Genomic DNA, 9835 nt, shown 5'->3' on the forward strand with positions numbered 1-9835 from the left:
CGCCATGATGGCAAGCATCGCGAGCAGGATGACGGCCAGGGTCTTCCCGCCGGACGGCGGCTTGTTGTCCATCTGCCCAGTTTCCCACCGAACAAGGCCACTCCGCGTATCACCCTCCGGCGTGGCCGGACGGCGACGCCCGCCCCTCGGTGTCGAGGAGCGGGCGTCGTGGTGGAACGGTGTCAGGACGCGACGGGTTCCTTGTCGCGGTCGTTGTCGTTGGCCGGCTCGGCCGTCACCGAGCGGCGCTTGGAGACGATGATGGCGCCGACGACCACGGCCACCGCGACCACCGCGATGCCGACGCGGAGCCCGACGTTGTCGGCCCACAGCACCACGGCCGGGGCCACCAGCAGCGCGACGAGGTTCATCACCTTGATCAGCGGGTTGATGGCCGGGCCCGCGGTGTCCTTGAACGGGTCGCCGACCGTGTCGCCGATGACCGTGGCGGCGTGCGCCTCGGAGCCCTTGCCGCCGTGGTGTCCGTCCTCGACCAGCTTCTTGGCGTTGTCCCAGGCGCCGCCCGAGTTTGACAGGAAGACGGCCATCAGGGTGCCGGCGGCGATCGCGCCCGCCAGGAACGCGCCCAGCGGCGCGTACCCGAGCGCGAAGCCGACGGCTATCGGCGTCATGACCGCGAGCAGGCCGGGCGTGGCCAGCTCGCGGAGCGAGTCGCGGGTGCAGATGTCGACCACGCGCCCGTAGTCGGGCAGCTCGGTGCCCTGCATGATGCCCGGCTTGCTGCGGAACTGCTCGCGTACCTCGAAGACCACCCGCATCGCCGCCCGGCCGACCGCCATGATGGCCAGCCCGGAGAACAGGAACACCACGGCCGCGCCGATGATCAGGCCGACCAGCACGTTGGGCGCGTCGATGCCGAGGCTGAACACGCTGCCCGCCGGCAGCTCGCCTTCGACCGCGGTGCGGAACGCGCCGAACAGCGCCGTGGCGGCCAGCACGGCCGTCGCGATCGCGATGCCCTTGGTGATGGCCTTGGTGGTGTTGCCGACCGCGTCCAGGCTGGTGAGGACGCGGGCGCCCTCGCCCTCGACGTCGCCGGACATCTCGGCGATGCCCTGGGCGTTGTCGGAGACGGGGCCGAAGGTGTCCATCGAGACGATGACGCCGACCGTGGTCAGCAGGCCGGTGCCGGCCAGGGCGACGGCGAACAGCGCCACCGTCACGTTGCCGAAGCCGAGCAGGAACGCGCCGTACACCGCCGCGCCGATGATCAGCGCCGAGTAGACCGCCGACTCCAGGCCGACGCTGATGCCGGCCAGGATGACGGTCGCCGGGCCGGTACGGGAGCTCTCGCCGATCTCGCGGACCGGGCGCCGGTTCGTCTCGGTGAAGTAGCCGGTGAGCAGCTGGATGGCGCTGGCCAGGACCAGGCCGATGAGCACCGCGCCGATGGCGATGACCCGCGGGTCGGCGTCGGACTGCACCTGCGCGCCGGCCAGGCCGTCGAAGGTGGCGGGAAGGTACCAGAAGGCGGCGGCCGCGACCAGGACCGCGGAGATGCCGGCCGAGATGAAGAAGCTGCGGTTGATGGCCGCCATGCCGTTGCGGTCCTTGGCGCGCAGGCGGGTGACGAAGATGCCGATGATCGCGGTCAGCACGCCGATCATCGGGACGATGAGCGGGAAGATCAGACCCTGCTCGCCGAAGGCCACCCGGCCCAGGATGAGGCTCGCGACCAGCATGACCGCGTACGACTCGAACAGGTCGGCCGCCATGCCGGCGCAGTCGCCGACGTTGTCGCCCACGTTGTCGGCGATGGTGGCGGCGTTGCGCGGGTCGTCCTCGGGAATGCCCTGCTCGACCTTGCCGACCAGGTCGGCGCCGACGTCCGCGGCCTTGGTGAAGATGCCGCCGCCGACCCGCATGAACATGGCGAGCAGCGCCGCGCCGAAGCCGAAGCCCTCCAGCACGCCGGGCGCGTCGCCCTGGTAGAGGAAGACGACCACGGCCGCGCCCAGCAGGCCGAGGCCCACGGTGAACATGCCGGCGACGCCGCCCGTACGGAAGGCGATGCGCATGGCGCGCTGCTCGCCCGAGTCGCGGGCCGCGGCGGCCACGCGCACGTTGCCGCGCACCGCCAGCCACATGCCCATGAAGCCGGTCAGCGCGGAGAACACCGCGCCGACCACGAAGAAGATCGAGCGTCCGATCCGTACGTCGGTTTCGCCCGGTAGGAGGAGCAGCAGGAAGGGTATGATCACGACGAAGATCGCCAGAGTGCGGAACTGCCGCGTCAGATACGCCGCGGCCCCTTCCTGGACGGCACGGGCGATGTTCTGCATGCGCTCCGTGCCCTGGTCGGCGGCGAGCACCTCACGCACCAGACCGCCGGCGACGGCTAGCGCGATCAGCGCGACCGCGGCGACCACGATCACGATGGTGAGATTGTTTCCGCTAAGGGTCAGATTGGACGCTGGCTCCAGTGCCAGCATGTGCCTAGACATCGTTCTCCTCGGCAAGACCGGTCGTCCTGCCCGGTGGCGCTGCAATGTAGGCGGGCGGTGCGGCACCATCCGGGTTGTGGGTGCCGCTTCCGGTTGAATCCGCTGTTAGTGCCGGATCACCTTGGCCGGTGCCGGGAGTCTACGCAGGGGATACGCAGATATGAAGGCTCTGGAGCCGGGCATTTGCGCGCCTGGTCAGTAAGCCGCTGACAGCGGGGTGTATTGCGACTTGACTGGCGAAATATCCGTTGGTTTACGGTCATGACTACGGCCTGAAAAGGTACGACCGAAATACGCCTCTCCTGAGGCCGAGCATCCGGGCCAGGTCAGCGGGTAGCGGGACCGTGGGGGGTGGCGATGATGAGCGGACCAAGAGGATCGGTTGCCCTGGTGACGGGGGCGAGCCGCGGCATCGGCAGGGCGCTGGCCGTGCGACTCCACCAGGCGGGGATGCGGGTCGCGGTCACGGCCCGGTCGGCGGAGGCCCTGGACGCGCTCGCGGCCGAGCTGGGCGGCGAGGGTGACGTGCTGGCCCTGCCCGGCGACGTCACCGACCCGCGGGCCGTGACCGCCGTCGTCGAGACCGCCGAGCGCGTCCTCGGCCCGATCGACCTGCTGGTCAACAACGCGGGCGCGGCCGAGCCGCACGAGGCGCCGGTCTGGGAGTCGGACCCCGAGGAGTGGTGGGGCACCGTCACGACGAACGTGCTCGGCCCGATGCTGTACGTCCACGCGGTGGTGCCCGGCATGCTGGCCCGCGGCAGCGGCCGGATCGTCAACGTCAACAGCCTGCTCGGGGTGTGGACGCTGCCCACGCAGACGGCCTACAGCGTGTCCAAGGCCGCGCTGGCCAAGCTCACCGCGGCGCTGTCGGCGGGACTCGCGGGCACGGGGGTGCTGGCGTTCGACTACAGCCCCGGCCGGGTCCGCACGGATCTGACCAGCGACCTCGGCGACCTCCCCGGGGCCAGGGACGACTCGTGGACGTCGATGGAACAGGCGGTGGACGGCGTGCTCGCCATCGCGCGGGGACGTCTCGACGCACTCGCGGGCCGGTTCATCCACGCGCGCGACGACCTCGAGATCCTCGTCCTGCGGGCCGCCGAGATCGCCGAACGCGGCGGCAGGGTCATCACGCTCGCCGAGGCGTTCGACGGGGATCCCCTGTCGCAACGGTGACCGGTCAGCCCGGCGCCGTAACGCGAAGGACGTCTCCTTGACCACAGCGGTCAGGAGACGTCCTTCGCCAAGCTCAAGCCCGACGGCCGGAAAGGCACGTCAGCGGAGATGGCCGTTGGTGGCGGCCGGCCAGCTCATGCGGATCCGCATGCCCTTGGGACTCGGGAACACCTCCACGTCGTCCGCCAGCCCCGCGATCACCGCGATACCGAAGCCGGACATGAACGAGTCGGAAAGCATTCCCAGGTCGAGGGGCTGCTCCTGCTTGATCTCATCACTGGGCGCCTGGTCGCTGACCGTGACCTCGAAGCGCCCCGAGTCGTCCTTGAGCTCGATGCGGATGGGCTCACCCGGACAGTGGGCGCGATGCGCCTCGACCGCCCGGGAACACGCCTCACCCACGGCGAGCCGGACCTCGTCCAGCAAGGACTCCTCCACGCCGGTGCGCCTGGCGATCGCAGTGGCCACCAGCCGCGCGGTGCGCACGTGCGCGGGAAGAGCGCTGAACGTCAGCTCGACGGTGGCCATCTACTTGTCTTTGCCGTGAGCTTCCTTGGCCTCGTCGACCGAAGCGTAGATCCCGAAGACCTTGGTCAGACCGGTGATCCGGAAGATCTTGAGGATGCGCTCCTGGGTGCAGACCAGTTCGAGCGAGCCGTCATGGGCGCGGACCCGCTTGAGTCCGCCCACCAGGACGCCAAGCCCCGTCGAGTCGAGGAAGTCGACCTTCTCCATGTTGACCAGGAGGTGGAAGTTTCCCTTGTTCACCAGGTCGATGAGGAGCTCACGCAATCTCGGCGCCGTGTAAACATCGATCTCACCTTCGACCTCCACGATGGTGAGTCGGTCTTCGGTGCGGTGATCCAACTTCAGATCCACAGATCCTCCAGCGCCTCGCCTGCGAAAGTACTCTTGCGGGCCTGGCAGTCTGGAGCGATGCTCCCGACTGTCGGACCCTGACGCGCGGCATTCAACCACGCGTCTGGCTTGTGTCTATACGAAATCACGATTCCCGGCGACTTTGCCCACGGATGCAGACTGGAAACAGTGACTTCCTCCGCTTCCTCCCCACACCGACCAGGTCCACTCCTCCAGCACCTGCTCGGCATACCCGCACGTCACGAGCGTGTCACCCATGTGGAGCATGTTCCAGCACGTCAGGCGGGTCAAGTGGGATGGCCCAAATGGGCGCCCGAACTCCTGGTTACGCGCTTGGCGAACCAGGGCGTGGCGGGGCTGTGGCAACACCAGTACGAGGCCGCTGACCTGGCCTATTGTGGCCGAAACGTGATCATTTCTACGGGGACGGCCTCCGGCAAGTCGCTGGCCTACCTCACCCCGGCGGTCACCGCCTGTCTCGACGGCGGCACCGTGTTGTACCTCACACCCACCAAGGCCCTCGCCGCCGACCAGCTTCGCGGCATCCATGACCTGCGCATCACCCAGGTGCGGGCCGCCTGCTTCGACGGCGACACCCCGTTCGAGGAGCGCACCTGGGTGCGCAAGCACGCCAACTACGTGCTCACCAACCCCGACATGCTGCACCGGAGCATCCTGCCCAGGCACGCCCAGTGGTCGCTGTTCTTCCGCCGGCTGCGGCTGGTGGTCGTGGACGAGTGTCACGGCTACCGGGGCGTGTTCGGGTCGCACGTGGCGCAGATCCTGCGCCGCCTGCGCCGCGTCTGCGCCAGGTACGGGTCGTCGCCGGCCTTCCTGCTGGCCTCGGCCACGGCGAGCGAGCCGGGCGAGTTCGCCAAGCGGCTGACCGGGCTCGACGTGGACGAGGTGACGGCGGACGCCTCTCCCAAGGGCTCGACCACCATCGCGCTGTGGGAGCCGCCGCTGACGGAGCTCAGGGGCGAGAAGGGGGCCCCGGTGCGCCGGACGGCCACGGCCGAGGCCGCCGACCTGCTGGCGGACCTGGTGCTGGCCGACGTCCGCACGCTCGCGTTCGTCCGCAGCCGTCGCGGCGCCGAGACGGTGGCGCTCCAGGCCCGCGCCAAACTCTCCGACGTCGCCTTCTCCCTCTCCGCCCACGGCCCCCACCCCTCCCCCCTCGAACCCACCCACCCAACACCCCCTCCATCGACATCCCCATCGTCGGAACCCTCTCCAGCCGGGCCCTCTCCGGCGGAACCCTCATCGACAGAGCCGTCCCCAGCGGAACCCCGTCCGGCAGAACCCTCCACGGCGAAACCCACACCAGCCGGACCCTCACCATCAGCCCTCTCATCGACAGAGCCGTCCCCAGCGGAACTCTGTTCAGCGGAACCCTCTACAGCGGAGCACTCTCCGACGAGGGCGGACTCTCCGCTTCTGGGGGCCAGCCCGATGCCGTCCTTTCGTGAGGGCACCGGCAACCGGACCGGCCGTGAGGAGCCCCGGGATTCCGCGGCCGGGTCCGCGGCATGGGGTGCCCGTGGGCCGCTGGCGTGGGCGTTGCCCGAGGACGAAGGGTTGGCGGATCTGCCCGAGAAGGTTGCCGCCTACCGGGCGGGTTACCTGGCGGAGGACCGCAGGGTGCTGGAGAAGGCTCTGCGCTCCGGCGCGCTGATGGGCCTGGCCACCACCAACGCCCTGGAGCTCGGGGTCGACGTGTCCGGCCTGGACGCCGTGCTGATCGCCGGCTGGCCGGGCACCCGCGCCTCGCTCTGGCAGCAGGCCGGCCGCGCGGGGCGCGAGGGCCAGGACGCGCTGGCCGTGCTCATCGCCCGTGACGACCCGCTCGACACCTACATCGTGCACCACCCGGAGGCCCTGTTCGGCCGGCCCGTCGAGGCGATCGTCCTCGACCCGGACAACCCGTACGTGCTGGGCCCGCACCTGTGCGCCGCCGCGGCGGAGATCCCGCTGACCGAGCAGGACCTGACGGTCTTCGGCGACGCCGCGCGCGGCGTGCTCGACGACCTCGTCACCGAGGGCCTGCTGCGCCGCCGGCCGGCCGGCTGGTACTGGACCAGGCGGGAGCGCGCCACCGACCTGGCCGACATCCGCGGCGGCGGCGGCGCGCCGATCCACGTCGTCGAGTCCTCGACCGGCCGCCTGCTCGGGAGCGTGGACGAGCCCTCGTCGCACACGACCGTGCACACCGGAGCGGTCTACCTCCACCAGGGCGAGACGTTCCTCGTGGAGGAACTGGACCTGGAGGCCGGGGTGGCGCTGGTCACGAGTGCCGCTCCGGACTACTCCACGTTCGCCCGGGACATCACCGACATCTCTGTCCTTTCCACCCTGCGCTCCCATCCTCTCGGGCCCGGCACCCTCCACTTCGGCGAGGTCGAGGTGACCAGGCAGGTCGTCTCGTACCTGAAGCGCCGGGCGCAGTCGGGCGAGAGCCTCGGCGACGAGCCGCTGGACCTGCCGCCGCGCACCCTCCGCACCCGCGCCGTCTGGTGGACGCTCCCGGCCGCCGAGGTCGCCACCCTGGCCGAGGAGGGCTTCGACCTGGGCGGATCGGCCCACGCCGCCGAGCACGCCGCCATCGGTCTGCTCCCCCTCTTCGCGACCTGCGACCGCTGGGACATCGGCGGCGTGTCGACGGAGCTGCATGCGGACACCGGCCTGCTCACGGTGTTCGTCTACGACGGCCACGAGGGCGGCGCCGGCATCGCGGAACGCGGGTACGCGCGCGCCAGGGAATGGCTGACGGCCACGCGCCAGGCCATCGACTCCTGCGAGTGCGAGCGCGGCTGCCCTTCCTGCATCCAGTCGCCCAAGTGCGGCAACGGCAACGAGCCCCTGGACAAGCAGGGCGCACTCCGCCTCCTCGCGACCCTGCTGCGCCCCTGACCTCCTTCCGTCCCGCCGAGGGCAGTGTCGGGGCCGAGGGCAGCCTCCGGGCCGAGGGCAATCTCCGGGCCGAGGGCAGCCTCCGGGCCGAGGGCAGTCTCCGGGTCGAGGATGCGAGCCGGGCGATTCCGGGCAGGGCTCCAGTGGTTCGGTATGACCGGCCGGAGCACCAGCTGACTCGCCAAGGGGGCAATCGCCATGACCGATCAGTCGTTCGGCGTCCACTCGGAGGTGGGCACGCTGCGCAAGGTCATCGTGCACCGCCCGGAGCTGAGCCTCAGGCGGCTCACCCCGGCCAACCGTGACCGGCTGCTCTTCGACGACATCATCTGGGTGGAGCACGCGCAGCGGGAGCACGACGCGTTCGTCGCCGTGCTGCGCGAGCACGGCGTCGAGGTCTTCTACCACCAGGAACTGCTCGCGGAGGCGCTGGACGGGAGTTTCGAGGCCAAGCGGCACGCGGTGGAGCAGGCCGTCACCCACCTGACCGTCGGCCCGGCGCTCGTGGACGGCGTCCGGGAGACGCTGTCCGGCTGGAGTGGCGAGAAGCTGGCCACCCACCTCATCGGCGGGCTGACCAAACAGGAGTACGGGATCCCCGGCCTGGAGGCGAACTCCCTGGTCGCGGCCTCGGCCCGGATGGACGACTTCATGCTGCCGCCGCTGCCGAACTCCCTCTACCAGCGCGATCCGGTCGCCTGGCTCTACGGCGGGGTGTCGCTCAACCCGATGTATCATCACGCCCGCCGGCTGGAGACGTTGAACCAGAGCACGATCTACCACTTCCACCCCATGTTCGCCGGAGAGGAGTTCGCGTTCTGGTATCCGGAGCGCGGCGAGGAATCGCGGTTCGACGAGGAGGACTTCGGCGCCGCCGCCATGGAGGGCGGCGACATGATGCCCATCGGCAACCGCACGGTGGTGATCGGCCTGAGCGAACGGACCAACCCGCGCACCGTGGAGCACCTCGCCCTGTCGCTGTTCGGCGGAGGCTCGGTCGACCGGGTGATCGCCGTCGAGATCCCCAAGCGACGTACGTACATGCATCTGGACACCGTTTTCACCCTCCTGGACGTGAACAAGGCGGCCGTCTACCCGCCGTTCCTGGAAACGGCCACCACGTACGCGCTCCGCCCCGGCGACAAGCCGGGCACCCTCGACGTCCACATGGCCGCCGGCTTCGCGCACGCGGTGGCGGAGGCCCTGGAGATCGGCGAGCTGGAGCTGATCCCCACCGGCGGCGACGACTATCAGCAGGCGCGCGAGCAATGGGACTCGGGCAACAACTTCTTCGCCCTCTCCCCCGGCGTGGTGATCGGCTACCACAAGAACCAGTTCACCAACCGGCAGCTACGGAACAGGGGCGTGGAAGTGATCGAGATCGAGGGCTTCGAACTCGGCAAGGGCCGGGGCGGCGCCCGCTGCATGACCTGCCCCATCCAGCGGGCTCCCATCTAGCACCGCATGTGGTAATCATCCTCGTTAATCCCATATGTCGTAATTATCTTGCGGGCCTCAACCCGTCCCACTTGCGGCGAGATCCCAGAGAGGGGCGCAGTCGGGCGCTCACTACGGAACCGCTCTGCAGCCATGTACTCACTACGGGGCCTCTCTTTTTTGGGAGATGCAGTCCACGCTCGTCTCATTCATCCCATTCGTCTCATTTCAGCGAGTAAGGGAATTCTGGGAACCCCCTCGGGCTGAGCGCCGTGATGCGTGCCTTCGGCCCGCTCAGCCCGCCGTAGCTTCAGAGGGGACGGACTGGCTGGGCCGGCGCGGGAGCGGCCGGTCAGGGTGCGGACGCCGAGGCCGGGGATCGAGATCGTCAGCGATGTCCTGACGTCCGCCACCGCGCCGCTGATCTCGCAGTTCGTCAGTTCGACCCCGTTCGCCTTCGCCAGGGTCGTCGCTCTCGCGCAGGCGCTTTCCGGGTCTACGAGGGCCAGTTCGGCGGCGGCCAGCGCGCTGAGGTCGGCGGCGTCGTACACGCGGTGGCGTGCGACGCGCGCCTCGCTGGCCAGGGCGAAGGCCATGGCCACGGCCATCAGCAAACCCATGAGCGCGACGCCCCAGAGCGTGGCCGAGCCTCGGTCGTTACGTGGCATCACAGATCTCCTCAGCGCACGGCCGTGCCCGGCGCCGTTCTGGCTGCCGCACGAGCGGTCCGCACGCGACGTCAGGATTCGGTTCTCGCTGCCGCATGAGCGGTCCGCACGCGACGTCAGGATTCGGTTCTCGCTGCCGCATGAGCGGTCCGCACGTCAGGCCAGGGGGTCTGGCTGCCGCACGGGGGTCCGCACCGTGAGGTCAGGATTCGGTTCTCGCTGCCGCATGAGCGGTCCGCACGTCAGGCCAGGGGGTCTGGCTGCCGCACGGGGGTCCGCACCGTGAGGTCAGGATTC

At 69.8% G+C, this 9835-nt stretch carries 7 protein-coding genes; 3 read left to right on the forward strand and 4 right to left on the reverse strand.

The genetic code is table 11. The annotated features are described in order from the left end of the window. Positions 1-182 precede the first annotated feature (182 nt). Positions 183-2465: a sodium-translocating pyrophosphatase gene (locus ACZ6YG_RS39800; RefSeq protein WP_148036306.1), complete on the reverse strand. Its 2283-nt coding sequence runs from the start codon at positions 2463-2465 to the stop codon at positions 183-185. 390 nt (positions 2466-2855) lie between these two features. Between ACZ6YG_RS39800 and ACZ6YG_RS39805 the strand changes: the two genes are divergently transcribed. Then, on the forward strand, positions 2856-3644 hold the full coding sequence (locus ACZ6YG_RS39805; protein WP_271276117.1) for an SDR family NAD(P)-dependent oxidoreductase: 789 nt from the start codon (positions 2856-2858) through the stop codon (positions 3642-3644). A 99-nt stretch (positions 3645-3743) separates the two neighbouring features. On the opposite strand, the gene ACZ6YG_RS39810 is transcribed toward ACZ6YG_RS39805, so the two are convergent. After that, positions 3744-4172, reverse strand: coding sequence for an ATP-binding protein (locus ACZ6YG_RS39810; RefSeq protein WP_148036304.1), 429 nt, complete (start codon positions 4170-4172; stop codon positions 3744-3746). Continuing rightward, positions 4173-4523 carry an STAS domain-containing protein gene (locus ACZ6YG_RS39815; protein ID WP_043629845.1) on the reverse strand — a complete coding sequence of 117 codons (351 nt, stop codon included), beginning with the start codon at positions 4521-4523 and terminating at the stop codon, positions 4173-4175. It lies immediately after the preceding gene. A 408-nt stretch (positions 4524-4931) separates the two neighbouring features. On the opposite strand from ACZ6YG_RS39815, the gene ACZ6YG_RS39820 reads away from it, so the two are divergent. Further along, entirely contained in the window at positions 4932-7433 is a 2502-nt protein-coding gene (locus ACZ6YG_RS39820) for a Zn-binding domain-containing protein (RefSeq protein WP_466020811.1), read from the forward strand. A 198-nt stretch (positions 7434-7631) separates the two neighbouring features. Continuing rightward, complete coding sequence (locus ACZ6YG_RS39825) at positions 7632-8891, forward strand: arginine deiminase (RefSeq protein WP_148036302.1); 1260 nt, start codon at positions 7632-7634, stop codon at positions 8889-8891. Between the two features lie 188 nt (positions 8892-9079). Here the strand turns inward: ACZ6YG_RS39825 and ACZ6YG_RS39830 are convergent, their stop codons facing one another. After that, positions 9080-9538 carry an Rv3654c family TadE-like protein gene (locus ACZ6YG_RS39830; RefSeq protein WP_466020812.1) on the reverse strand — a complete coding sequence of 153 codons (459 nt, stop codon included), beginning with the start codon at positions 9536-9538 and terminating at the stop codon, positions 9080-9082. Between the last annotated feature and the right edge of the window lie 297 nt (positions 9539-9835).

The organism is Nonomuraea sp. NPDC054003 (assembly GCF_055585125.1).

Excerpts from the sequence above, each read along its gene's own strand:
- ACZ6YG_RS39825 (WP_148036302.1), top strand. The coding sequence starts at position 7,632 with ATGACCGATCAGTCGTTCGGCGTCCACTCGGAGGTGGGCACGCTGCGC.
- ACZ6YG_RS39830 (WP_466020812.1), bottom strand. The coding sequence starts at position 9,538 with ATGCCACGTAACGACCGAGGCTCGGCCACGCTCTGGGGCGTCGCGCTC.
- ACZ6YG_RS39810 (WP_148036304.1), bottom strand. The coding sequence starts at position 4,172 with ATGGCCACCGTCGAGCTGACGTTCAGCGCTCTTCCCGCGCACGTGCGC.
- ACZ6YG_RS39800 (WP_148036306.1), bottom strand. The coding sequence starts at position 2,465 with ATGTCTAGGCACATGCTGGCACTGGAGCCAGCGTCCAATCTGACCCTT.